Origin of the sequence: Campylobacter sp. 7477a, assembly GCF_014892335.1 — a bacterium.
Classification (GTDB): domain Bacteria; phylum Campylobacterota; class Campylobacteria; order Campylobacterales; family Campylobacteraceae; genus Campylobacter_A; species Campylobacter_A californiensis.
In genome coordinates this window covers 17,150-39,636 of sequence record NZ_JADBJH010000008.1, presented here as the reverse complement: position 1 = coordinate 39,636, position 22,487 = coordinate 17,150, and the positions used below count along the sequence as shown (strand labels likewise).

The window sequence follows — 22,487 nt, the reverse complement described above, 5'->3', positions numbered from 1 at the left end:
GTAAAGGGGTTAAAATGAAGTTGAACAACTTATCTGCAACAAATATGTATAATGTTGCACAAAATAATAACGACCAGCAAGAAAAAGCTTTGAAAAATATCGCTGTCGCGCGTGCTTTAAGTGGGATTGACGGCTCAAACCTTGCTATCGCGGACTCCCTTATGCTCCAAAGTAACACTCTTGAGCAAGGTATTGCTAATGCAAACGATGCCATAGGTATGCTTCAAATCGCTGACTCCACGCTGTCAAATTTAAGCCAAAGTGCAAATCGTATAAATGAACTTTCGGTATCTTTAAATAATGCTGCGTTAAATGACAGCCAGCGCTCAATGATACGAGGTGAGATCAACGCACTTTCAAATTCTATGAGCGATAGCCTAAGTAACGCTACGTTTAACGGTAGAAATGTTTTTGGATCAGAGCTAAATTTTGTTACAGGCAATGGCATGGAGAGTATAAATTTAAACACAAATTCTTTAATGACAATAGATGAAGATGGCTCTAATGCAACCGATATAATCTCTAATATCAATTCTCTTCGCACTCAAATAGGCTCTGCGCAAAATGGTATAGCTTCAGGCATAAATGCTTCTGTTGCGCAAAGTATAGCACTAAAAGAGAGTGAGAGTAACCTGCAAAACAATGGTATCGCCAAGAATTTAAATGATCTTCAAAATGCAAATTTGAGCATAAATGCAGCCATTTTGGCACAAACACATAATATTACAAGCTTACAAACCCAACTTGATAGACTTCTTTCATAAGCCCAAATTTGGGCTTATGTTTTTATCTGCTTAAATTTTTATATATTCTATTAAAAATTTGAAAATCATAATGTATTAAAATGTAGTTTTGTCAAAAAAAGAAGATCGAGAGAAATTATCCCTCGATGTAGTTTTTGAGTTTTCTACCCACTTTAGGGTGTTTTAGCTTTTTAATGGCTGAGCTTTCTATCTGACGAACACGCTCACGAGTTACATTAAGAGCCTTGCCTATCTCTTCTAGTGTTCTATCGCTTTCGTCTTCAAGTAGACCAAATCTCATGCAAATAACAGCTTTTTCACGGTCGTTTAGCTGAGAGAGAACCTCGTCTATCTGCTCTCTAAGGTCGCCTTTTAATATCTGTTCCATTGGGCTTAATGATGTTTTATCCTCGACAAAGTCTCCAAATTTTCCATCATCTTCGTTTGCTATCGGAGCTTCTAAGCTAATAGGCTCTTTTGTGATTTTAATGACTTGTTTTACCTTGTCTATGCTTAGTCCGACCTCTTTTGCAATGATGCTTACATCGGGCTCTTTCCCTTCTTCTTGGAGGTATTTTCGGTTGATTTTATTGATACGATTGATCGTTTCTATCATGTGTATCGGTATGCGGATAGTTCTTGCTTGATCGGCGATCGCGCGAGATATGGCTTGACGTATCCACCATGTTGCGTAAGTTGAGAATTTGTAGCCTTTTCGGTATTCAAATTTATCAACAGCTTTCATTAAGCCGATATTTCCCTCTTGGATAAGATCTAAAAACGGCAAGCCACGGTTGGTGTAGCGTTTTGCTATACTAACGACAAGGCGTAAATTTGATTTTGCCATTCTGGCTTTTGCCTCGTCTGAAATTTTCTTTCCGCGTTTTATCTGCTCTAAAATTTCTTTTAAGACGGTTGGATCAAGGTCAAATCCTTGCTTGCTAGCCTCTTTTGTTTGAAACAATTTCTTTATCTCAACATAAGTTGAAACCATTGTCGCTTCAGGAACACGTGTAGCTATCTCTTCTTTTGATAGTTTTACTATGTCTTTTAGTATGCTTTTGTGATTTTTCTTAAGTTCGTCACTAAACATTGGCAAGCGATACTCAAGGCGTTTAAGTTCTCTATCAAATTCGTCGTCGCTTTTTAGTGCAGTTTCCATTGATTTTACGATCTCGCTTATAAGCTTGCTTGTTGGGCCTAGATCCATAAGCTTATCTTTTAGAATTTTCTTTTTAAATGCAAGAGTAAGTTTTGACGCAGTATCTTCGTTCTCAACTTTTTCTTGTTTATTGGCTGTTTTTAGCCACTCTTTTTTGGCTTTTTCAAGTGCTTTAAAGCTTTCTATAACTTTTTCAGCGCGTTTGTCGTTTTTGAGTGATTTTTTAGGAGTTTCTTCATCCTCATTTTCCTCCTCATCGCTCTCTTCTTCCTCGTTTTCGTTTTCACTTTCACCATCATCTTCAAAGCTTTTAAAAAGCTCTTTTACGCGACGTTCACGGTTGATAAGCGGCTCTTTGTAATCAAGTATAAAGTCTATAAGAAATGGCACCGAGCAAAATGCATCTATGATAATATCTTCGCCAAGTTCGATTTTTTTGCTGATTTCTATCTCTTCTTCTTTTGTTAAAAGCGCTATTTGCCCCATTTCGCGTAGATACATCCTTACTGGACTATCTGAGCGTGACCATTCTAAAAAGTCGTTATCGTTTGCAAGGTCAAATTCTTCTTCTAAATTTAATTCATTTGAATTTTGCTCTTTTTCGCTCTCTTTTTGGCGTTTTTTAGCATCTGCTATATTTCTTGCTTTTGCAACCTCTGCGGCAGTCATAAGCTGAACTTTGTTTGCGTTAGCCAATGCTTCTATCTTTTTAACCACTGTTGCCGTTGGGGCTTTTTCAAGTAGTTTTACTAATTTTTCATAAGTAACAAAACCCTTTGCGTTCTCGACAAAAAGTTCCTCGATTTGATTAAACGCGTCTTTGCTTGTACTCATAAAATTTCCTTTCCGATTGGCGATTTAAAAATATCTGACTATGTTTTGAAGAAATGTGGATTATACCGAAATTTTATTAAACGTATATAAATTTAAAGTTGGAACGTATTTTGCTTTAATTCGTTTTGATATAAATTTGAACTAGGAAAATCTATGCAAAATGGCTACTATCAGGCAACGGCAGGTATGGTTACGCAGTTTAACCGACTAAATGTCATAACAAATAACCTTGCAAACGTAAACACTATGGGATTTAAAAAAGACGGCGTGGTTGTGGGGGATTTTGAGAGAATTTTTAAAGAGGTTCACGATGAGCTTCCACTTAAAAACCACACCAAAGATGCTGCTAAATTTTTAAACAGAACGCTAGATAGAGTTCCGCAGGTAAGCGAGCAGTATATTGATTTTAGCATGGGAGGGATAAAAAATAGCACAAATACGCTTGATTTTGCAATTAAGCGAGACGATGTATTTTTTCTAATCGATACTTCAAGTGGTGTTAGATTAAGTAAAAACGGCTCTTTTAGTCTTGATGAAGACGGCTTTGTTGTTACGCAAGAAGGTTACCGTGTATTGCCTAGCGGATACGAAACTATGCCTTTGGCTCAAAGAGGCATTCAGGTGCCTCAAGGAGAGGACTTTAGAGTGGACACAAGAGGAAACGCTTATGCCAATAACGAGCAAATAGCTAAATTTTACATGGCTCAACCACGCGAGATAAGAGCTCTTGAAAAGATAGGGGATAATTTTTACAAGCCGGAAAATTTAGATGATATAGTAGATATAAATGAAGCAAATGTTGTCTTGCAAGGATATGCACAGATGTCAAATGTAAATCCTGTAATTGAAATGGTTGGACTTATAGAGACACAAAGGTTGGTTGAAATGTATCAAAAAGTAATGACAAGTCATATGACTGATCTTAACCAAGACGCTATTGATAAACTTGCAGCAAGTAGAGGATAAAGGATAAAAACATGATGAGATCACTTTATACGTCAGCAACAGGCATGATAGCCCAGCAGACGCAAATAGACGTTACCACACATAATATTGCAAACGTCAATACTTACGGCTTTAAGAAAAATCGCGCAGAATTCGCAGATCTTATGTATCAAGTAATGGAGTATGCAGGAACTGCCACAAGTCAGACTACTACAAGCCCAACCGGTATCGAAGTAGGACTTGGCGTTCGACCGACTGCGATAAATAAAATTTTCTCGCAAGGGTATTTTAAAGAGACGAGCAATAACCTTGACGTTGTCATCGCAGGGGATGGATTTTTTCAAATTCAGCTACCTGACGGCACAACGGCTTACACTAGAAACGGCGCCTTTAAGCTTGATAGTGAAGGTACGATCGTAAATTCTGACGGATACGCTTTGATACCTCAGATAACCGTTCCTGCAAACGCTACGCAAATTTCTATCGGTACTGACGGAACTGTTTCCGTGCTTCAAGCCGGCGAAACCGATATGGCGCAAATCGGACAAATAGAGCTTGCAAATTTTATAAATCCAGCAGGTCTTCACTCTATGGGGGATAATAACTATCTTGAAACGGCAGCAAGCGGAGATGTTGTCGTAGGTGTTGCGGGCTTAGATGGACTTGGAACTATTAGACAAGGATTTGTTGAGATGAGTAACGTGCAGCTTGTTGAAGAGATGACTGATCTTATCACGGGGCAACGCGCGTATGAGGCAAATTCAAAAGGGATCACGACAAGTGATGCGATGCTTGAGATCGTAAACGGACTTAAAAGGTAAGTAAAATGAGCTATATGCTTTTAATTATCGGTTTTATTGTGTTGATTTGGGTGGCTGATATATTATACTTTTCAAACGAAGAAGCCCATAAATTTTCAAAATAATTTTATGACTTTCTAACCCGTTTGTGGGCTAGAATTTTACTTTTCCGGGCATTTTGTATTTGGTTGGATACGAGTATCAGAGCCTTGAGATGATATCAAGTAGGCTTCTCCGGCTATAAACTCACATACTTTTCCTGCTTGTGTAGAGGTAAATACCTCATCGCCGATTTTATACACCAAACTTACTGCATCAACGATAGTAGCTTCATCGCCGACTTTACTTCCGCCGACTCCGCCAAGTGTGCCACCCACTATTCCTCCGATCACTGCACCTTTATCCGACGAACCGCCGCCCAATGCATAACCAGTAACCGCACCAACTGCGGCACCAAGCACCGCTCCAACGGTTGTGCTTTGTGTTTTTGTTCCGCCGTCTTCAACTGCAACTCTTGCAGGCAAGACTTCAAGTATTGTTACTACTTTTACACTTTGTTGTCTGTTTAATTCACCTTGATTATATACGTTGCCACCTATTGTATCGGTAGTTTTTGCGCCACATCCTGCAAATAACGCACCGCAAATGGCAAGCGAGATAAATTTAGCTTTCATTGCTTCTCCTTTTTAAAGTCATTTTGATTATACACTTAAATTTTAAATGAGTATTTTTTATTACATTAAGAAAACTACTTTAAATTTTTCCTTATGCTGAGATTTAAGTTATGTTTTTGTATTATTCGCGTTTTTAAGGCATTTTAGTGGAACAAAATTTAGATAATAAATTCATCTTTAAACTCTCCATCCCTGTTTTTATGGGTTATTTTCCATTGGGTATAGCATTTGGCATAGTTGCTCATAGTGTAGGCATAAGTCCTTTTATAGCTCTTATGCTTAGTATGCTTTCTTACGGAGGGGCTGCGCAATTTATGATGCTTTCGCTTTTTGCGGCAGAAACTACTTTTTTAGAAGTTTTTGTTGTGTCTTATCTTGTAAATTTACGCCATACTTTTTATGGACTTTCGCTTTTAAAAGAATACAACGGACTAAAATTTAAAATTTTTAATATCGCTACTTTAACGGATGAAACATTTGCTATCTTTAAAACATTACATATCGAAAATTTAGACGATAGAGGTCGCGTTTTTACTGCGCTAAATTTTCTTTCTTGGAGCTACTGGGCTTTAGGAACGGCAACGGGAAGTTTTGCTGGTATGCTTATAAAATTTGATATGAGCGGACTTGAATTTAGCCTAACCGCACTTTTTATAGTCATAGTTATTGAGATGTTTAAAACAGATAGAAATTTTAAAGTCCTTGGTGCGGCTTGTGTTTTTGGAATTTTAGGACTCGCGCTTTTGCCGGTTAAATTTTTACTTGTTGGCTCAATGTTTGCATGTTTTGTATTTATTTTAATATTTAAGGATCGTTTGTGATTATTAAGATAAGATTTTGCTACATTATCGTAACACTTTAAATTTAACACGGAGATTTGCATGAATATAAGCACAATATCTAACGAATGGATACTTTTTTTGGCTGTTATTTTAAGTTCTATTGCAACATTTATAACCCGTGTAACACCATTTTATATGATAAAAAACTATAAACCAAGCCCATGGTTGAACGCGATACAAAAACATATGGGACTAATGATAATGGTGATTTTGGTATGTTATGCGTTAAAGGATACTAGGCTAAATGCCTATCCATACGGGGCAAGTGAAGCGATGGCTGTTTTGATTGCCATTTTGGCTCATCTTAAATTTAAAAACACCCTAGTTAGTATTGTCATTTCAACTTTGTTTTATATGTTTTTTATTAGAGTTTTTAAAATTTAATAAAATTAAAATATTAATTGACTTTCTAAATTTTACCATGTATAATTTCTCCTAAGTTTTATAAAAACCATTTTATTTTAAAGGAGAATGTATCATGAGTTTTTCATTCAAGAAGGTGGTGGCAATTATGCTTCTTTCAGCTGTTGCGGCTTTTGCAAAGCCTACGATTTACATTTTAGCTACTGGTGGTACCATAGCTGGTTCAGGTGCAAGCGCTCTTGATTCTAGTTATACTTCGGGTACAGTTACGGTTGATAAACTAATCGCCGCAGTTCCTGAGATCAACAAGATCGCAACCATCAAAGGTGAGCAAATTTCACAAATCGGCTCTCAAGAGATGAACAACGAGGTTTGGCTAAAACTTGCAACTCGCGTAAATGAATTACTAACTAGCGGCAAAGCTGACGGTGTCGTTATCACTCACGGTACTGACACTATGGAAGAGACCTCATATTTTCTTGACTTAACAGTAAAAAGTGACAAACCTATCGTATTTGTAGGCGCTATGAGAAATAGCGGTTCACTAAGTGCAGACGGTCCTTTGAACTTATTTAACGCTGTAAATGTAGCTATAAGCAAAGAAGCTGTAGGTAAAGGTGTTTTGGTTACAATGAATGACGAAATTCATGCTGCTCGCGAAGTAACAAAAACAAACACAACTGCAGTTGATACATTTAAGTCGCCAAACAGCGGTAAAATCGGTACTGTATTTTACGGAAATGTAAAATTCTATATGAACCCTATCCGCAAACACACTGTAAATTCAGCATTTGATATCACTAAGATCAAAGAACTTCCACGTGTTGACATCATCTATAGCCATGCAAATGACAATCCTGACTTTGCAAATATCGCTATCAAAAACGGTGCAAAAGGCATAATCAGCTCAGGTATGGGTAACGGCAATCCATTTCCAACTGTTCTTGAGGCACTTGGAGAAGGTGTTAAAAAAGGCGTTGTAGTAGTTAGAGATTCTCGTGTAGGAACAGGTGAGACTACTCTAAACGGCGAAGTTGATGATGCTAAATACGGCTTTTTGGCAAGTGATAATCTAAACGCTCAAAAAGCTAGAGTTCTTTTAATGCTAGCTCTTACACAAACAACAGATAAAGCTAAAATTCAAGAACTATTCTTAACTCATTAATATAGTAGGTAGAGCGCAAAAGGTTACAAGTTAGCCTTTTGCGTGCTTTTATAGGTGTTTTATTTCTTTGCTCGCTTGCTTAATAAAATTTGACTTAATCCAGCCGCTTAAGGCGCATCATGAATTATCTTCTCTTTGTTGTTACGTTTTTTCCTATTAGTTTTATGCCAGGCATTAATATGACCCTTGCTTTAAGTATCGGCATGAGTATAGGCTATATGCGAGCTATACCTATGATATTAGGGCAACTTGTAGGTGTTGTTTTGGTTAGTTTTTTGTGTATTTTAGGGGTTGCTACGCTACTAATGAGATATGAATTTGTGTTTGAGATGATAAGAATTTGCGGTGCGATTTACAGAAGTATCTAAAAACGGACTAGGTGAAGTTGCTACTTTCGTAGAAAACGCAAATAGCGACTACTCTACGTATGATTTGCTAAAAGAGTATTATAAAGATGAAGAGAGCGATATGTATTGGCTAGAAAACCAACTCGAGCTTATCTAAATGATCGGCAAACAAAACTGGCTAGTAGCTCAGCTTTAAATCGCAAAGGATAAAAAATGGCAATGACTAAAGACTATCTAAAAAACAGCTTTAAAGAGAATATCAACGCTGGAAATTTACAGTTTGGCGTAGCGCAAGAGATACCAAGTGCGGAGGTGGCTGAGGTTTTAGCCACGACTAAATATGACTGGCTATTTGTCGATGGCGAGCACGGCGCACACGACATCCTCTCTATCGTTGATATAGCACGTGCTATCGCGCCTTATGATATGACGCCTGTGGTTAGGATACCGCAAGCAGGCACTGGTATATTTAAACAGCTCCTTGACTCTGGTATCCAAAACATCATCATCCCAAAGGTAGAAAGTGGCGAGGAGACCGAGCAGATAATGTGCTGGGCTTCGTATCCGCCTAGGGGCAACCGCGGTATGGGTGCAGGTGCGGTAAGAGCGGCGAGATATGGCAGGTATCCTGACTATTTAGAGCGTATAGAAAAAGAGATATGCATTTTACCACAAATAGAGAGCAAAAAGGGTATAGAAAACCTTGAGGCGATAGCTACGACACCGGGTATCGGCGGTGTGTTTCTAGGGCCTATCGACTTAGCTGTGGATATGGGTCATGGGCTAAATATCTTTCATCCTGAGGTGGTGGAGGCGATGAAGTATAAAGCGCATAAGAGAGCTTGGTGTGCCGGTAGGCACTATCGCTGTTACGCCTGAGCAGGTAAAAGAGTATGCTGATATGGGCGTTAGCTTTTTAGGCGTTGGGGTTGATACTCTGTTTTTGGCAAACTCAGCCGATAGCACGCTTGAAACGTTTAAAAGCAAGCTTTAAAATGAGATGAACGCCACTAAGTCATCGCGGTTTAGTGGTGTAAATTTAGTGCTCCGCTACGCAAATTTCATCGTTTTTGATAGCTTTTATAGTAAAGTATCCGACAACTCCGATGAAAAATAGCAAAAGCACAAACATTATCACGCCAAAGTATAGATAAATCGGCTCACGGCTTAACTCATAAGCCTTCACAAAAGTCATGCTAGCCGCCGCTGTCGGGAAGGTAAACGCCCACCACGATAGGAAAAATTTAAGCTTCATGAAATTTTTATACATAAATAGTATCAGCCCCGTAAAAAATATCGTCAAATTTAAAAGCACGTGAGCAAATACATCAAAGCTCTCCACAAGTCTCGTGTAGCCTAAAAATGCGATCGCAGGCGGAGCGATGACGATAAAAAGGGTCGGCATGAATTTTTGTGCGAGCTGATCGTGAAAGATGATGCGGTAAAAGACGATCGTAAACAAAACGAGCCAAAAAAAGAGCCCGATAGAGAAGTAATACCACAAAAACTCGCTCTTACTATCGCTTGCGATGACCACTACAAGGTTGCCAACTATCGGGATAAACCAGGCGGGATTTGAGTGGTTTATGAGTAGGTTGTTATTGATCCAAAAGGCGATGACATAAAAGGTAAAAAAAGTCTGTAAAACAAGTGCGATGTAAAAAAGCACGCTGTGCAAAGAGGCAAATTCACTCCACATCGCAGAAAGCAAAAACAGCGATATGGCAAATGCGGCGAAGAAATTTATCTTAACTGGATGAGATATCTCTTTTTTTACATCATCTTTAAATTTAATTATTTTTATTCCATAAAGTGCAGCGATAGCGATAAAGATTAGGCTAGTTGCGCTACGTAAAATTTCAAATATGATATCTGATAAACCAAGCGTTAAATTTAATTTCTCGTATGATAATGTAAGCCCGCCAAGTCCCATAATAACAGCAAAAAGCATAATGGGAAAGTTGGCAAGTTTAGATGATGTTTCTTCATTTTTCATAATAACTCTTTAAAATTTTTTTAAAATATTACTCTTATAATGGCAAAATTTCAGTGATAAAATCACTTTGTTAAAGAATTTTATTACATGAAAATAAATAAATACTAAGAAGATGTTTAGAATTTTTCAATACAATACTGGAATTACATAATTCAAGGAATAAAATGCTAAATGAAGCTGATCGTAAATTTTTAGACGAAAGTTTTTTGTCTAAGTTTGAAATTTCGGACGCCCATAAGCAACTTGTTATGGAAAAAAGTCTAATCAAGACTTTTAAAAAAGATGAGATCATCTATACAAAAGACGGTTGCAAGGGTTTTATCGTAGTAAAGAGCGGCAATATAAGAGCCTACATCGCCTCTAGTAACTTTAAAGAAATCACTGTTTTTAGCCTAAAAGATAATGAAAGTTGTGTGTTGTGCTCCTCTTGTGTCAAGAAAAATTTCGAGATAGAGATAAATTTACAGGTGTATGAAGACACCGAAGTAGTTTTGATACCTATTGATATTTATAAAATTTTAAGGGACATTTATCCAGAGATCATGAGTTTTACTTTAAATTTAATCTCAACAAGATTTGCAAGTGTTATTACCGTTATGGAGCAGGCATTGTTTCTACCGCTTGTTGAACGTATAAAAAATTTTTTAGAGCAAAACAGCACAGATTCAAGCATTAAGATCACTCATGAACAGCTGGCAAACCACATCGGAAGCGCCAGGGAAGCTGTCTCAAGAGTCTTAAAAGAGATGGAAAAAGAGGGACAAATAGAGCAAAAAAGAGGAGTTATTACTCTACGTCATGCAGTGTAACTTTATCACAAATTTAAACTTTTATTTGCGCTAATATCTCGTAAAATTTTTAAAAGGAGATAAATATGGTAAGCAAAAAGAGCAGAATTTTTAGAGTGATATTTGGGTTATTTTTGATGGTTGGTGTTTGGCTTTTATTTAAAAGCTACTGGGCATTAATAGGCCTTGTTCCTATAATAGTAGGTATTACAGGATACTGCCCCGCATGCCAAATACTTGGCAAATGCTCTTTAAAAAGATAAATTTCAAAGACGCCTTTTTATTGTTTGATTTGTTATTTAGCTTTTTTTGGTTAAAATCGCAAAAACTTACTATTTAAAGGCGTATTATGGCAAATAAAGTATGGAAATTTGGAAATAATATCGACACTGATATTATCATCGCTGCAAGATATCTAAATACATCTGACGAAAACGAACTAGCAAAACATATCATGGAAGACGCTGACCCCGACTTTGTAAAGAAAATTTCAAAAGGCGATATTATCGTAGCGGGTGAAAATTTTGGCTGTGGAAGCTCGCGTGAACATGCTCCTATCGCCCTCAAAGCTGCCGGCATAAGTGCCGTTATAGCAAAAAGCTATGCGAGAATTTTTTATAGAAACAGCTTTAATACCGGACTTTTAATCCTTGAGATAAATGAAACCGATGAGATCAATGAGGGTGATGAGCTAAAGATAGATGTTGATAACGGTGTGGTGCTAAATTTAACTAGCAAAAAAGAGTATAAATTTAACGCTATCCCACCTTTTATGCAAGAGCTTTTAAGTGCCGGTGGACTTATAGAATACGCAAAAAGCAAAATTTAAAATTAAGGTAAATACAAAAATGAAAAGATATAAAATTTGCGTTATAAAAGGCGATGGTATCGGTACTGAGATAGTTGATGAGGCGATTAAAGTACTTGAGGCGACAAGCTTGAAATTTGGCTTTGAGATGGAATATGATTATAAGTTAATGGGAGGCGCGGCTTATGATGTTTTTGCTGAGCCGTTACCAAATGAAACACTCGATAGTGCTCTTAGCTCAGATGCAGTGCTTTTTGGTGCTATAGGTGGTGCAAAATGGGATAATTTGCCTCGCGACAAACGTCCTGAAAGCGGACTTTTAAAGCTTAGAAAAGGTCTTGAAGCTTTTGCAAATTTACGTCCGGCTGTTATTTATGATGAGCTTGTAGAGGCCAGCACTATAAAGCCTGAAGTCCTTCGCGATGTTGATATCTTGGTTGTTCGCGAGCTAACCGGAGGAATTTACTTTGGTCAGCCTAGAAAGAAGAAAGAAGACAGTGCATTTAACACTATGACATATACAAGAGCCGAGATAGAACGTATAGCAAAGATAGGCTTTGAGGCTGCACTAAAGCGTAAAAAACGCGTTTGTATGGTAGATAAGGCAAACGTTCTTGAGACAAGTCAGCTTTGGCGTGAAGTCGTAAGCGAAGTCGCTAAAAGATACCCTGATGTAAGCCTTGAGTTTATGTATGTTGACAACGCCGCTATGCAGCTAGTGCGTAATCCTCGCCAATTTGACGTTATTTTGACAGAGAATTTATTTGGAGATATATTAAGTGACGAAGCAAGTATGGTCGTAGGCTCTATCGGCTTGCTACCAAGCGCAAGTATGGGCGGCAAAGTAGGAATTTACGAGCCTATACACGGCTCTGCGCCAGATATAGCAGGTCAAGGTATAGCAAACCCGATCGCAACTATACTAAGTGCTGCAATGATGTTAAGATACGCATTAAATGAAGAAAAAGCAGCTACTTGCATAGAAAATGCCGTAAAAACAGCACTATCTCAAGGTTATCGCACAAAAGATATCGCCGCTTATGGAGCAAAAGAAATTTGCACCACAAGTGAAATTGGCGATGTGATCGTTAAAATAATAGAGCAATGAAAAACACCGTTACCGAAGCACTGATATATGAGGCTCAAGGGCTAAAAGACGACGCCCTTGAGATTTATAAAAACATACTTAAAAATGATGCGAACAACAAAGAGGCACTTGCTGCGATAAGGCGTTTAAGCGGACTTCGCAAAGGTCGCAAGATACAAAATGAACTTATGAAGGATTTTTTTATAGATATGAATACACCTGAAGAGATAACGGAATTTAAAAGGTGGTTAATAAGAATATGAAGCTTGATGATATAGCAAGAATGGCGATAGACGAGGTTAGCGCGGAGCTTGAGAAGATAGAAAATATGACCAAGGTTGAGGAAGAGCAAAATTTATCAAGTTCTAAAGAGGATGAAGCACAAGAAGATATCGCTTTGCAAAAAGTAGATGAGCCAAAAGAGAGTGCCAAAGAGATAATAGGTAGCGAAGAGATATTTTTACGTAACCTAAAAGAGCGTATAGAAGTTCTTTTTGAAGGGTTAAACGAGATGTCACAAAAAGATCTACCCCAAAGACTAGAACTCACGCTTAAATTTCTTGAATTTGTTCTTGCAAATGTTGAAAACAGGCTTGAAAATTTATCAAAATAAAGCCTTGGATGAGGTGCGAGAAATTTTAGCGCCTCATACTTCACGAGCCTATCTTGTAGGCGGTTGTGTTAGAGACTCCATTTTGGGGCGTGAAATTTATGATTATGATATTGAAGTTTATGATATATCGCCTGATAAATTTGATAATATCATGCAAGATGTCGGTGCAAGCGGTGTAGGCAAGAGCTATTTTATCTACAAATTTAAAGAATTTGACCTAGGACTTCCACGTACGGAAAATAAAACCGGCTTAAGACATACCGACTTTGAGGTAAGCTACTGCAATGATGAAAAAGCAGCCTCTCAAAGGCGTGATTTTAGTATCAATGCGCTTATGTTAAATATCTTTAACGGCGAGCTGATTGATAACTGGAGCGGGCTTAGCGACCTTAGAAATTCATCTATAAGGCACATTGATGATGAGAAATTTTGCGAAGATCCGCTTAGAGTTTTGCGCGCTGTTCAGTTTGCATCAAGGCTCAATTTTAAAATCTCTCAAAAAACATTAGAGCTTATGAAAACTCTTGATCTGTCCTGGCTTAGTAAAGATAGGATAGCTTGTGAACTACTTAAATTTTTTAAAGCAAAACATCTTGAAGTCGGCACATTTTACCTTTACGAGCTTGGACTTTTTGATAAGTTGTTTAACCTTAAAATTTCACGAGACGAGCTTGATGATTTTTGCAAAAAGCTGCAAAACGCACGTAAATTTATAGATAGTTCAAAGCTGTTTTTGTATCTTTTATCTAATGAATTTTCTTTAAATTTGACGCAAATTTTAAAAGAATTAAAGTTGCCTAAAATTTATGAAAAGATATTAAAAGAGCCGTTTTATAAGGATCAGCCGAGTGATTTTGAGCTTTTGCAAATCGCGCAAAATTTACCACTTAAGCAGTGGCTTGGCTGCTATAGCCAAAAGCGTGTCGATAGGGCTAAAAAGCTAGGTTATTACGACGAACAATTAGAGATAAAGATCGACGCAGCCAGCATAATACAACAAGGCTTTACAGGCAAAGCCGTAGGCGAACAAATAGAGCTTAAAAAAAATGAAGAGATAGAAAAAATTCTTGCCGAAAAAGGCTTAAACAAGTCAAAATTTGATAAAATCCAAGACTAAATTTTAGGAGTTAGTATGCAAAAATACATTTTGAAAATAAAATGTAGTGACGAAAAAGGGCTGATATATAGAGTTTCTGATGTTATATTTAAACATCGTCTAAATATCGAAACAAACAATGAATTTGTTGATAAGGAAAATAATCGCTTCTTCATGCGTGCCGAGCTTAGCGGAGAACTAAACATAGGTGAGTTTTGCGGTGTGCTTGAAGCTGTTTTACCAAGCGATGCAGAGATAAGCTGCCTTGCAAAAGCAAAAAAAGATATCATTGTTTTAGCGACAAAAGAGACACATTGCTTGGGTGATTTACTTATTAAATTTGATAGCGGAGAGCTAAATGCAAACATTGTTGCCGTTGTCGCTAATCATGAAATTTTAAGAAGTTTGGTTGAGAGGTTTAACATACCTTTTCATGTTGTATCGGCTGAAGGCATGAGTAGAGAAGACCACGAAGATGCTGTGCTTGAAGTTATGTCACAGTATAAATTTGACTACGCGATCTTGGCTAAATACATGCGTATCCTAACGCCAAAATTTGTCAATGCTTACCCGCAAAAAATCATAAACATACATCACTCGTTTTTACCTGCTTTTATCGGAGCAAATCCTTACAAGCAAGCATATGAGAGAGGTGTTAAGATCATCGGAGCAACGGCGCATTTTGTAAACGACAACCTAGATGAAGGTCCTATCATCACTCAAGATGTGATACATGTAAATCATGAAATGAGCTGGCAAGATATGCAACGCGCGGGACGCACATGCGAAAAAAGCGTTTTATCAAAAGCACTTGACCTTGCGTTTGATGATAGACTTTTTATAAATGAAAACAAAGTGATAGTTTTTTAATGTTTAACATAGTTTTAGTTTCCCCGCAAATTCCGCAAAATACCGGAGCTATAGGGCGAATGTGTGTAAATGCAAATTTAAAGCTTCACATCGTAAAACCAACCGTTTTTAGTCTTGATGAAAAGGCGGTAAGGCGTGCAGGGCTTGATTATTGGAAGGTATTAGATCCTGTTATATGGGAAAGCTTAGATGAGTTTTTAGAGCAAAATTTAAAATTTAAAGATAGATTTTTCTTTGCTACGACTAAGACAAATAAGCTTTATTTTGACGCCAAATTTAAAAGTGGGGATTTTATATTTTTCGGCGGAGAAAGCACGGGGCTGCCTGGTGAACTAATGAAAATAAACGAAGATAACAAAATAACAATCCCAATGGGAAAGCAAGGCAGAAGCCTAAATCAAGCAATGAGCGTGGCGATCGTGGCTTATGAGGCTATAAGGCAAAATATAGCTGAATTTGACTTTAGGGTGCCGATTTGAGAGCGGTTGTTTTACTTGTTTTTTGCGTCGTTTTTGCGTTTTGTCAAAATATAAAAATTGCAACTTATAACGTTGAAAATTTATTTGACGGAGTAAATAACTGTAACGAATACTCTGACTTTCGTATAGGTAAAGGCAAGTGGAGCAAAGAAAAGGCAAGGCAAAAACTTCTTCGTATAAAAGAGGTTATAACTGCTTTAGATGCTGATATCATCGCTATTCAAGAAGTAGAAAACGAAGAGGTTTTAAAAGAACTCATAGCCGGCACAAACTATAAGTATATAAATTTTAGCACGAGCAAAAATGCTCCTGTAGGGCTTGGCGTGATATCAAAGATAAAGCCAAGCTCAAGTGAGGCTTATAAAGTCCACGGTATAAAAACGCGTGATATTTTAAGGGTTAAATTTAAACTTCAAGATGGAGAATTTAGCCTTTTCGTCGTGCATTTTCCAGCCTTTAAACGTAACGGCTTAGAGGCGCAAAAAAGAGCAGAAAGAACTCTTAGGGTGGCTTTAGCGCAGCATAAAAATGCTATCGCGCTTGGGGATTTTAACACTGTTTATTCTACGTCGGATAGATCGCTTTTATACAACATCACGACTACTAAAAACTACACAAATCTTTGGAGCGAGGTAAGAGAGTATAAACAGCGCTACTCGTATGCAAGATCGGGTTCAAACAAGCGCGCAATAGACCATGTGCTTTTAAGTCCAGAATTTATGGACAAAAAAGGTCAATTTGTCTATGTTTGTGATAGTTTTAAGGTGTTTAAGCCAAATTTTATGATGGATGGCGAATACGCAAAAAATGAGAAGAATTTAAGTGTGTATTCTGATCATTTGCCGCTTGTTTTTGAAATTTCAACTGATAAAAATTTGCTTTGCGGTATAATGAGCAAATTTTTAAATCGGATAAATATGTAATGGATAGAATTCTTGATATTTTCATGACCGCCTTATTTGTGGCATTTTTGGTATTTATGCTACGTGGCGTTGCACTTAATATAAGCGAAAAACAAAAAAGGAAAGAGGACAAAAAATGACAAAAGAGTTGCTGATCGAAATCGGTGTTGAAGAGCTTCCTGCGATACCGTTTCTAAAAGAGTTGCCAAATATCAAAACAAAATGGCATAAAGTGCTACAAGAGTATCGCTTGGATGGCGAGTTTGAATTTTACTATACGCCAAGAAGGCTAGTTTTTCTACACAAAAATTTTAGCATCTCACAGCCTGATAGCACGGTGGAATTTATCGGCGCGCCAAAGCATGTTGCGCTAAAAGACGGTGCTTTTACAAAAGCGGCGTTGTCGTTTGCCGGCAAATGCGGTATTGGCGAAAGTGAGCTAAAATTTAAAGAGATAGATGGCAAAGAGGTTTTATTTTACGAAAAAGAGCTAAAAGGCGAAGCTAGTAAAAACTTGCTTGGCGATATGATAGAGAAGTTTTTACTATCTCTTAGCTTTGGCAAGTCTATGCGCTGGGGCAATGGCGAATTTGAATTTATCCGTCCTGTGCGTTCGTTTTTATGTATCTTTGGTGATGAGTTTGTAAAATTTGAAAAATTTGGCGTAAAAGGCGAAGACTCTACTTATCCTCACAGAAGTATCGGTTATGATAAAATTTCTATCGCAAACATCGACGAGTATTTTAGCGGATCAAAATCACGCGGTATCATCCTTGACGCAAATGAGCGCAGGGCGATTATGCTGGCTGCATTTGATGAAATTTCAAAGAAAAACGGAGTACAGATAGAAATAGACGAAGAGCTACTTGATGAAGTAGTGACGATAACCGAGTATCCAACCGCACTTTTGGGTGAATTTGAGAGTGAATTTTTACAAATCCCAAGCGAAGTCATCATAACTTCCATGAAAGAAAATCAACGATATTTTCCGGTGTTTAAAAACTCAAAGCTAAGTAACCACTTTATTGTAGTAAGTAACGCCATAAGTAACGATAGTGCGCTTATAGTTCGCGGCAACGAGAAAGTTTTAAGGGCTCGTTTAAGCGATGCGATGTTCTTTTGGCAAAGCGACTTAAAAGCAGAATTTAGTCCTGAAAAGCTAAAAAATATCACTTATCTTAAAGAGCTTGGAAGTATTTATGATAAAGAGCTAAGAGAGGTTAGAGTAGCTCAAATTTTAGGCAAAATGTATAAAGATAGGCTAGAAAACGAAGTCGGCAAAGACTTTAATGCAAAACTTGAAAGAGCTGTGATGCTAAGCAAAGCTGACTTAACAAGCGGCATGGTTTATGAGTTTACCGAGCTTCAGGGCATAATGGGTCATTATTACGCACGTGCAAAAGGCGAAGACGAAGCGATAGTAACCGCTATAAAAGAGCAATACCTACCAGATGGTGAAGATGCACAGTGTCCAAGTAGTGTATTTAGCTCGGTCGTCGCACTTTCAAGTAAACTTGATGCACTGTTGGGGCTTTTTAGCGTAGGCAAAATTCCAACCGGCACAAAAGATCCCTACGCACTTAGACGTGCGGCAAACGGTGTTATCAGGATAGTTCAAAACATGGGTTTTGAGTTTGATATCGTTAAAGTTTTAGAAGAACTCAAGGACGGATATAAAGAATTTGACACCAGCATACTTGAAGAGTTTATACTTGATAGACTTTATGTATTTTTTGATGTAAATTCTTCTATCGTAAAAGCTTGCATAAATAGCGGCAAGCGCGATATAAACGAGCTTGGTAAGGCGATAAATGCTCTAGCTAAGATCTCAAAAGATGATGAATTTAAAGAAAATTTCTCTACCTTTAAACGTCTTGCAAATATCATAAAAGATAGCGAAATTTTAAATGTAAATGAGAATTTGATTAAGAACGAATACGAAAAAGCCCTAAATGATAAATTTAGCGCACTGGATAAAAAAGAGGGCGACTATGAAGGGCGCTTAAATGAGCTGTTTGGGCTAAAAGATAGTATTGATGGCTTCTTTGATAATGTTATGATAAATGACGAAGATCCAAATATAAAGGCTAATCGCATCGCTATAATCGGACAAATTTATAAAGAATTTTTAAAGATAGCAGACATTAAAGAGATCAGCTTTTAATAACACATACAAGGGTCAAGCCTTTGACCCTTTGCCTATATAAATGAAATTTTACCTGTAAGATCGGCTGTGCCTTGAGTGTATGGTGCCGATGTTATTACCGCATTTATGCCTGTCTTTGCAAACTCCTTGCAGTTTTTTAAATTTATACCTCCTGCTGCAGTTACTATGATGCTTGAATTTGTTTTATTTTTAAGCTCTATGGCTTTACTAAGCTGCGATGGGCTAAATTTATCACACTGGATAACGTCCGGCTTGTAATGCAAAAGTGTTTGAAATTCGCTTAAATTTTCACACTCTATCATTATCTTTTTTTCTGGCAGATTGGTTTTAAAGTCGGCTATATGTTCGCAGAAATTTTCAAAACTTTTGTAAGCCTTGATATGGTTTGCGAAAAATAGCACGCTGTCGCTAAGATTTGCCCTATGTATGCGTCCACCGCCGCTTATAACGGCATTTAGGCAAAATTCTTTTGCAAAAGGAAAGTTTTTTCGCGTGGTTTGGACTTGACAATACGGGCTAGCGTCCTTACATAAAGCTACCATGTCTGCAGTATGTGTTGAAATTTTACACGAGTATTCAAATAAAATTTGTATCAGCTTCCATGCTTTATGTAAATTTTCAAAGCTACCGCTCGCGTTAAATATCTGCTCTTTTGCTTTATAAATTTCACCGTCTTTTCCTGTGTTTACATCTTTGCATTCAAGAAATTCTGCTATGCGTATTGCTGTGGCTGCGTTGCTTAAAACAATTCGCTCGCGTGTAAAAATTTCAAGCTTAGCAGGGCGCTCTTTACCCTTGCAAAGTGAAGTTGTAAGATCGTTTAACGGGAGATCGGAGTGGATATACTCCCAAATTTTTACGTCACTTATCATTTTGCGCTAAGGGCTATTTTCTTACGTTTTTTGGACTGTTGGGTTATAATTTTTTGCGCAAAACCATTATTGTAAAGTCCGTGATGATATATGCTAAAGCCGACAAGTGCTACGCCTGATATGATATGTAGCGCTTTTATAGTTTTGTTTTTCATGCCAAACGCACTTAATGTAACCACTCCAAGTGACACGCCAAGGCCGACTTTTGCGACTTTTCTTTGAGTCTCAAGATTTAGTAATGAGCCGTTTAAAATTTTATTTTGCAAATTTTACACCTTTCATTGAATTTAAAAGTAACCAGATCGTAGTTCCGTTGTGCAGTATTGCGGTTGCGATAGGGTTTAGCATGCCAAATGTTGCTGCTGCTAGGATGGCGGTATTTATACCAACGGTTGAGTTAAAATTTGAGCCGATTAGCTTCATTGTTTTTACAGACAACTCTTTGGCGATAGCAACACTTGCTATATCGTCCTTAAGTAGGCTTATATCAGCAGTTGCCTTTGCTATGTCTGCACCCTTGTGCATACTTATGCCTACGTTTGCTTTTGTTAGACTTGGTGCATCGTTGATGCCATCTCCTATAAATGCAACATTTTTACCTTCGGCTTTTAGTTCTTCTATTATCTTTGCTTTATCCGTTGGCAAACATTCTGCGTATACGCGGTCACAACCAAGCTCTTTAGCAACCTCTTGAGCTTTTGCTTTTATATCTCCGCTTAACATAATAATCTCTTTTACGCCAAGAGTTCTTAGCTTGTCTAATGTGGCTTTTGCGTTTTCTCGCATATCATCTTTCATCGCGATGACGCCGACTAGTTCTTTGTCGTATCCGACATAAAGTAGGGTTAGTCCTTTGTTTAGTGCATCTTGTATGACTTTATCTTGCCCGGCAAAGCTTATACCTTCGTCATCTTCTAAAAAGTGTCTTGAACCGATAACGACCTCTTTTTTATCCATGGATGTTTTGACGCCGTGTGCAACGATAAATTCGACCTCATCGTGATGTATATGATGAAAACCGCGTTTATTGGCGGCTTCTACGATCGCCTCTGCTACAGGGTGGAAGTAGTGCTCTTCGGCGCTTGCGGTTAAATTTAAGATATCTTCTTCGCTCAAATTTTTCTTGAACGAAAATATCTTGACCACGCTAAGTCTTCCATGGGTTAGAGTTCCTGTTTTATCAAACACAAAAGTATCTGCCAAATTTAAAGCTTCGATCGCCTTCGCGCCTTTGATTAAAATCCCGTTTCTTCCGGCCTTTGAGATACTTGACTTAAAAGCCACCGGAGTTGCTAGTTTAAGCGCACAAGAGTAGTCTGCTTGAAGCACGCTTGCGACACTGTTCATATCGCGGTTTATCAGATAGGACACACCAGCTAAAGATAGAGTGACCGGTACTAGTTTGTCGGCCAGCTTTGTAGCTTTTAGCCCGACGCTTGATTTTTCGTTTAATGAGCTTTGGATGTATTCTTTGATACGGGCCGTAGCTGTTTCGTCGCCAACATTTTCAGCCCAAATTTTGATCCGGCCATCTTCGACGACAGTCCCGCTCATGACGCGGTCGCCTCTTGATCTAGCGATAGGTTCTGCCTCTCCGGTCATTGAGACTTGATTCACACTGGCATTTCCGTCAACTATATATCCGTCTATGCCTATGCTCTCTCCTGCGCCGACAACTACTATGTCGCCTTTTTTAAGTTTTTGGGTTTTTACTTTTTTAAGTCCTAGGCTGCCGTCTTCTTGGCGAATTTCTATCCAAACCTCTTCGATATTTGGTCTTGCAAGCTCTTTTATGAGATCATCGCTTCTATGAGAGGCACTTTCTTCCATGTATTCGCCTAAATTTAACATGAAATTTGTGCTGTTTGCGGCTAGATGGTCGCCTCTTGCAAGGCTAACGCCAACAGCCATAGACTCAAGAACTTTAGATGTTACTCCCTCTTCTTTTAGTTCTTTTACGCCTTGTAGTAAATTCGCACTACTTGCATAAAGTCCCAACGCAGTTTTTGTGTAATTGCTAGAGATGAGCGGACTTATCGCCATTACGGCACCTGACTTGTATATCTCGACCTTACTTGGCAAGGAAGTGTCTTTTGGCTTTTTTGGGATCTTTAAATTTTGTATGAAATTTAAAATTTCATCAAGATCGCCAAAATACTCTACAACGATACTTTTTGCGTATTTGTTTACGCGCACGCTTTTTATGCCTTTGTGCTCGCCGATATTGGCCTCTATGACACTTACGTCGCTTCTGTTGTTTAGCTCGTCACAGATGATACGAATTCGGTTACCGCAGTGATGTGCGATACGTAGATTATTTTTGTGCTTCAAGCTCTGCTTTGACATCTTCAAACCGCTCTTTTAGCTCTTCTATACCGGCATTTACAAGCTCTCCGCCTTTTATGATAGCTTTAAAAAGGCGCTCTTGCGCTTTGGGATTAGTAAGCACATAAGCTGCTACACCGCCGATAAGTAGCCCTTTTATAAAGCCTGCGGCATTAAAATTTTCAGGAACAAAAGGTAGTTCTTTGGCCGCTTCGTTTATAGCTTTATCTACTCCGTTTTGGGGAGGTGTAGTTACTTGAACTTGAATTTCTTGGTTGTCGATATATGGATTTTTCATTTAGTTACTCTCCGGTTTTATTAAATTTTCTATTAAAATTAGTGCACCGATACCAAGGGCGGTCTTTGTAGCCGCACTCATGTAGTTTCCTTTGGCGATAGAGTTTGACGCACTTATGCCTACGGCTGCCACCACGCCGCCGCCTAGGCTAAATTTCAAAACTCTCTTTGCGACACCAAGGGGAGTTTTTTTGTTTTTATTTCCTAGCTCAAGCGCAGTCGCGCTCATAGCACCCACTAGAGCGCCACTTACGAAGTGGTCAAACGGCAGTCTAGTTGTTGAAAGCATAAGAGCTTTGCTTTTGCTCATAT

Annotated in this window: 29 protein-coding genes; 21 read left to right on the top strand and 8 right to left on the bottom strand. The window is 38.1% G+C overall.

Annotation, left to right across the window (positions count from 1 at the left end):
- Positions 1-14 precede the first annotated feature (14 nt).
- Positions 15-764, top strand: a complete 750-nt coding sequence (locus CCAL5182_RS05090; protein WP_336610432.1) for a flagellin — start codon at positions 15-17, stop codon at positions 762-764.
- A gap of 115 nt (positions 765-879) precedes the next feature.
- On the opposite strand, the gene rpoD is transcribed toward CCAL5182_RS05090, so the two are convergent.
- Complete coding sequence (gene rpoD / locus CCAL5182_RS05085) at positions 880-2,739, bottom strand: RNA polymerase sigma factor RpoD (protein ID WP_169999661.1); 1,860 nt, start codon at positions 2,737-2,739, stop codon at positions 880-882.
- Positions 2,740-2,892: 153 nt separating this feature from the next.
- Between rpoD and CCAL5182_RS05080 the strand changes: the two genes are divergently transcribed.
- Together CCAL5182_RS05080 and flgG are read left to right on the top strand one after the other, a co-directional pair.
- Positions 2,893-3,705: a flagellar hook-basal body protein gene (locus CCAL5182_RS05080; protein WP_336610431.1), complete on the top strand. Its 813-nt coding sequence runs from the start codon at positions 2,893-2,895 to the stop codon at positions 3,703-3,705.
- Positions 3,706-3,716: 11 nt separating this feature from the next.
- Entirely contained in the window at positions 3,717-4,505 is a 789-nt protein-coding gene (gene flgG / locus CCAL5182_RS05075; protein ID WP_169936569.1) for a flagellar basal-body rod protein FlgG, read from the top strand.
- 140 nt (positions 4,506-4,645) lie between these two features.
- Here flgG and CCAL5182_RS05070 read toward each other — a convergent pair whose 3' ends face one another.
- A complete protein-coding gene (locus tag CCAL5182_RS05070; RefSeq protein WP_336610430.1) occupies positions 4,646-5,158 on the bottom strand; it encodes a hypothetical protein in 513 nt (170 codons plus the stop codon).
- 200 nt (positions 5,159-5,358) lie between these two features.
- Here CCAL5182_RS05070 and CCAL5182_RS05065 point away from each other — a divergent pair, with 200 nt between their 5' ends.
- From CCAL5182_RS05065 to CCAL5182_RS05035, 7 genes are all read left to right on the top strand, one after another.
- Positions 5,359-5,979: an AzlC family ABC transporter permease gene (locus CCAL5182_RS05065; protein ID WP_336610464.1), complete on the top strand. Its 621-nt coding sequence runs from the start codon at positions 5,359-5,361 to the stop codon at positions 5,977-5,979.
- A gap of 60 nt (positions 5,980-6,039) precedes the next feature.
- Complete coding sequence (locus CCAL5182_RS05060; protein ID WP_169972184.1) at positions 6,040-6,384, top strand: branched-chain amino acid transporter permease; 345 nt, start codon at positions 6,040-6,042, stop codon at positions 6,382-6,384.
- 94 nt (positions 6,385-6,478) lie between these two features.
- On the top strand, positions 6,479-7,528 hold the full coding sequence (locus CCAL5182_RS05055; RefSeq protein ID WP_394346904.1) for a type II asparaginase: 1,050 nt from the start codon (positions 6,479-6,481) through the stop codon (positions 7,526-7,528).
- 119 nt (positions 7,529-7,647) lie between these two features.
- Positions 7,648-7,896 carry a LysE family translocator gene (locus CCAL5182_RS05050; RefSeq protein WP_336610429.1) on the top strand — a complete coding sequence of 83 codons (249 nt, stop codon included), beginning with the start codon at positions 7,648-7,650 and terminating at the stop codon, positions 7,894-7,896.
- Positions 7,874-8,032, top strand: coding sequence for a hypothetical protein (locus CCAL5182_RS05045; RefSeq protein ID WP_336610428.1), 159 nt, complete (start codon positions 7,874-7,876; stop codon positions 8,030-8,032). The genes CCAL5182_RS05050 and CCAL5182_RS05045 overlap by 23 nt, the downstream gene beginning before the upstream one ends.
- A 56-nt stretch (positions 8,033-8,088) precedes the next feature.
- Positions 8,089-8,754, top strand: coding sequence for an HpcH/HpaI aldolase family protein (locus tag CCAL5182_RS05040; protein WP_228026851.1), 666 nt, complete (start codon positions 8,089-8,091; stop codon positions 8,752-8,754).
- Positions 8,723-8,869: a hypothetical protein gene (locus CCAL5182_RS05035; protein WP_228026852.1), complete on the top strand. Its 147-nt coding sequence runs from the start codon at positions 8,723-8,725 to the stop codon at positions 8,867-8,869. The genes CCAL5182_RS05040 and CCAL5182_RS05035 overlap by 32 nt, the downstream gene beginning before the upstream one ends.
- 45 nt (positions 8,870-8,914) lie before the next feature.
- Here CCAL5182_RS05035 and CCAL5182_RS05030 read toward each other — a convergent pair whose 3' ends face one another.
- A complete protein-coding gene (locus CCAL5182_RS05030; RefSeq protein WP_169972191.1) occupies positions 8,915-9,871 on the bottom strand; it encodes an SLAC1 anion channel family protein in 957 nt (318 codons plus the stop codon).
- A gap of 164 nt (positions 9,872-10,035) precedes the next feature.
- Between CCAL5182_RS05030 and CCAL5182_RS05025 the strand changes: the two genes are divergently transcribed.
- The 11 genes from CCAL5182_RS05025 (at position 10,036) to glyS (ending at position 18,678) form a co-directional block, all read left to right on the top strand.
- On the top strand, positions 10,036-10,680 hold the full coding sequence (locus tag CCAL5182_RS05025) for a Crp/Fnr family transcriptional regulator (RefSeq protein ID WP_336610427.1): 645 nt from the start codon (positions 10,036-10,038) through the stop codon (positions 10,678-10,680).
- Positions 10,681-10,745: 65 nt separating this feature from the next.
- Positions 10,746-10,922 (top strand): YgaP family membrane protein, encoded by a 177-nt coding sequence (locus CCAL5182_RS05020; RefSeq protein ID WP_169938607.1) that lies wholly within the window; start codon positions 10,746-10,748, stop codon positions 10,920-10,922.
- 86 nt (positions 10,923-11,008) lie between these two features.
- Positions 11,009-11,488 carry a 3-isopropylmalate dehydratase small subunit gene (locus tag CCAL5182_RS05015; protein ID WP_169938609.1) on the top strand — a complete coding sequence of 160 codons (480 nt, stop codon included), beginning with the start codon at positions 11,009-11,011 and terminating at the stop codon, positions 11,486-11,488.
- A gap of 19 nt (positions 11,489-11,507) precedes the next feature.
- Positions 11,508-12,575 carry a 3-isopropylmalate dehydrogenase gene (leuB, locus tag CCAL5182_RS05010; RefSeq protein WP_336610426.1) on the top strand — a complete coding sequence of 356 codons (1,068 nt, stop codon included), beginning with the start codon at positions 11,508-11,510 and terminating at the stop codon, positions 12,573-12,575.
- Positions 12,572-12,817 carry a hypothetical protein gene (locus tag CCAL5182_RS05005; protein ID WP_169938614.1) on the top strand — a complete coding sequence of 82 codons (246 nt, stop codon included), beginning with the start codon at positions 12,572-12,574 and terminating at the stop codon, positions 12,815-12,817. The genes leuB and CCAL5182_RS05005 overlap by 4 nt, the downstream gene beginning before the upstream one ends.
- Positions 12,814-13,167, top strand: a complete 354-nt coding sequence (locus tag CCAL5182_RS05000) for a CiaD-like domain-containing protein (protein WP_170016612.1) — start codon at positions 12,814-12,816, stop codon at positions 13,165-13,167. Before CCAL5182_RS05005 ends, CCAL5182_RS05000 begins: the two co-directional genes overlap by 4 nt.
- On the top strand, positions 13,133-14,284 hold the full coding sequence (locus CCAL5182_RS04995) for a CCA tRNA nucleotidyltransferase (RefSeq protein ID WP_336610463.1): 1,152 nt from the start codon (positions 13,133-13,135) through the stop codon (positions 14,282-14,284). Before CCAL5182_RS05000 ends, CCAL5182_RS04995 begins: the two co-directional genes overlap by 35 nt.
- Before the next feature lie 15 nt (positions 14,285-14,299).
- Complete coding sequence (gene purU, locus CCAL5182_RS04990) at positions 14,300-15,133, top strand: formyltetrahydrofolate deformylase (RefSeq protein ID WP_169938618.1); 834 nt, start codon at positions 14,300-14,302, stop codon at positions 15,131-15,133.
- Positions 15,133-15,612, top strand: a complete 480-nt coding sequence (locus CCAL5182_RS04985; RefSeq protein WP_169938620.1) for a tRNA (cytidine(34)-2'-O)-methyltransferase — start codon at positions 15,133-15,135, stop codon at positions 15,610-15,612. The genes purU and CCAL5182_RS04985 overlap by 1 nt, the downstream gene beginning before the upstream one ends.
- Positions 15,609-16,535, top strand: a complete 927-nt coding sequence (locus CCAL5182_RS04980) for an endonuclease/exonuclease/phosphatase family protein (protein WP_336610425.1) — start codon at positions 15,609-15,611, stop codon at positions 16,533-16,535. Before CCAL5182_RS04985 ends, CCAL5182_RS04980 begins: the two co-directional genes overlap by 4 nt.
- A 115-nt stretch (positions 16,536-16,650) precedes the next feature.
- A complete protein-coding gene (gene glyS, locus CCAL5182_RS04975; protein WP_336610424.1) occupies positions 16,651-18,678 on the top strand; it encodes a glycine--tRNA ligase subunit beta in 2,028 nt (675 codons plus the stop codon).
- 35 nt (positions 18,679-18,713) lie between these two features.
- Here the strand turns inward: glyS and modD are convergent, their stop codons facing one another.
- From modD to CCAL5182_RS04950, 5 genes are read right to left on the bottom strand one after another with little or no spacing between them, the layout of a single operon-like run.
- Positions 18,714-19,553: a ModD protein gene (modD, locus tag CCAL5182_RS04970; protein WP_336610423.1), complete on the bottom strand. Its 840-nt coding sequence runs from the start codon at positions 19,551-19,553 to the stop codon at positions 18,714-18,716.
- Positions 19,550-19,819 (bottom strand): helicase, encoded by a 270-nt coding sequence (locus CCAL5182_RS04965; protein WP_169938628.1) that lies wholly within the window; start codon positions 19,817-19,819, stop codon positions 19,550-19,552. Before CCAL5182_RS04965 ends, modD begins: the two co-directional genes overlap by 4 nt.
- Positions 19,809-21,899 carry a heavy metal translocating P-type ATPase gene (locus CCAL5182_RS04960; RefSeq protein ID WP_442862141.1) on the bottom strand — a complete coding sequence of 697 codons (2,091 nt, stop codon included), beginning with the start codon at positions 21,897-21,899 and terminating at the stop codon, positions 19,809-19,811. Before CCAL5182_RS04960 ends, CCAL5182_RS04965 begins: the two co-directional genes overlap by 11 nt.
- The gene (locus CCAL5182_RS04955) at positions 21,868-22,176 is read right to left on the bottom strand and encodes a YtxH domain-containing protein (protein ID WP_169999644.1); all 309 of its coding nucleotides are present in this window, start codon (positions 22,174-22,176) and stop codon (positions 21,868-21,870) included. Before CCAL5182_RS04955 ends, CCAL5182_RS04960 begins: the two co-directional genes overlap by 32 nt.
- Entirely contained in the window at positions 22,177-22,485 is a 309-nt protein-coding gene (locus CCAL5182_RS04950; protein ID WP_169999642.1) for a hypothetical protein, read from the bottom strand.
- Between the last annotated feature and the right edge of the window lie 2 nt (positions 22,486-22,487).

Bases quoted from the DNA above. Each gene is read 5' to 3' on its own strand.
- CCAL5182_RS05090 (WP_336610432.1), top strand. From the start codon at position 15: ATGAAGTTGAACAACTTATCTGCAACAAATATGTATAATGTTGCACAA.
- rpoD (WP_169999661.1), bottom strand. From the start codon at position 2,739: ATGAGTACAAGCAAAGACGCGTTTAATCAAATCGAGGAACTTTTTGTC.
- CCAL5182_RS05080 (WP_336610431.1), top strand. From the start codon at position 2,893: ATGCAAAATGGCTACTATCAGGCAACGGCAGGTATGGTTACGCAGTTT.
- flgG (WP_169936569.1), top strand. From the start codon at position 3,717: ATGATGAGATCACTTTATACGTCAGCAACAGGCATGATAGCCCAGCAG.
- CCAL5182_RS05070 (WP_336610430.1), bottom strand. From the start codon at position 5,158: ATGAAAGCTAAATTTATCTCGCTTGCCATTTGCGGTGCGTTATTTGCA.
- CCAL5182_RS05065 (WP_336610464.1), top strand. From the start codon at position 5,359: ATGGGTTATTTTCCATTGGGTATAGCATTTGGCATAGTTGCTCATAGT.
- CCAL5182_RS05060 (WP_169972184.1), top strand. From the start codon at position 6,040: ATGAATATAAGCACAATATCTAACGAATGGATACTTTTTTTGGCTGTT.
- CCAL5182_RS05055 (WP_394346904.1), top strand. From the start codon at position 6,479: ATGAGTTTTTCATTCAAGAAGGTGGTGGCAATTATGCTTCTTTCAGCT.
- CCAL5182_RS05050 (WP_336610429.1), top strand. From the start codon at position 7,648: ATGAATTATCTTCTCTTTGTTGTTACGTTTTTTCCTATTAGTTTTATG.
- CCAL5182_RS05040 (WP_228026851.1), top strand. From the start codon at position 8,089: ATGGCAATGACTAAAGACTATCTAAAAAACAGCTTTAAAGAGAATATC.
- CCAL5182_RS05030 (WP_169972191.1), bottom strand. From the start codon at position 9,871: ATGAAAAATGAAGAAACATCATCTAAACTTGCCAACTTTCCCATTATG.
- CCAL5182_RS05025 (WP_336610427.1), top strand. From the start codon at position 10,036: ATGCTAAATGAAGCTGATCGTAAATTTTTAGACGAAAGTTTTTTGTCT.
- CCAL5182_RS05020 (WP_169938607.1), top strand. From the start codon at position 10,746: ATGGTAAGCAAAAAGAGCAGAATTTTTAGAGTGATATTTGGGTTATTT.
- CCAL5182_RS05015 (WP_169938609.1), top strand. From the start codon at position 11,009: ATGGCAAATAAAGTATGGAAATTTGGAAATAATATCGACACTGATATT.
- leuB (WP_336610426.1), top strand. From the start codon at position 11,508: ATGAAAAGATATAAAATTTGCGTTATAAAAGGCGATGGTATCGGTACT.
- CCAL5182_RS05005 (WP_169938614.1), top strand. From the start codon at position 12,572: ATGAAAAACACCGTTACCGAAGCACTGATATATGAGGCTCAAGGGCTA.
- CCAL5182_RS05000 (WP_170016612.1), top strand. From the start codon at position 12,814: ATGAAGCTTGATGATATAGCAAGAATGGCGATAGACGAGGTTAGCGCG.
- CCAL5182_RS04995 (WP_336610463.1), top strand. From the start codon at position 13,133: ATGTTGAAAACAGGCTTGAAAATTTATCAAAATAAAGCCTTGGATGAG.
- purU (WP_169938618.1), top strand. From the start codon at position 14,300: ATGCAAAAATACATTTTGAAAATAAAATGTAGTGACGAAAAAGGGCTG.
- CCAL5182_RS04985 (WP_169938620.1), top strand. From the start codon at position 15,133: ATGTTTAACATAGTTTTAGTTTCCCCGCAAATTCCGCAAAATACCGGA.
- glyS (WP_336610424.1), top strand. From the start codon at position 16,651: ATGACAAAAGAGTTGCTGATCGAAATCGGTGTTGAAGAGCTTCCTGCG.
- modD (WP_336610423.1), bottom strand. From the start codon at position 19,553: ATGATAAGTGACGTAAAAATTTGGGAGTATATCCACTCCGATCTCCCG.
- CCAL5182_RS04960 (WP_442862141.1), bottom strand. From the start codon at position 21,899: ATGTCAAAGCAGAGCTTGAAGCACAAAAATAATCTACGTATCGCACAT.
- CCAL5182_RS04955 (WP_169999644.1), bottom strand. From the start codon at position 22,176: ATGAAAAATCCATATATCGACAACCAAGAAATTCAAGTTCAAGTAACT.
- CCAL5182_RS04950 (WP_169999642.1), bottom strand. From the start codon at position 22,485: ATGAGCAAAAGCAAAGCTCTTATGCTTTCAACAACTAGACTGCCGTTT.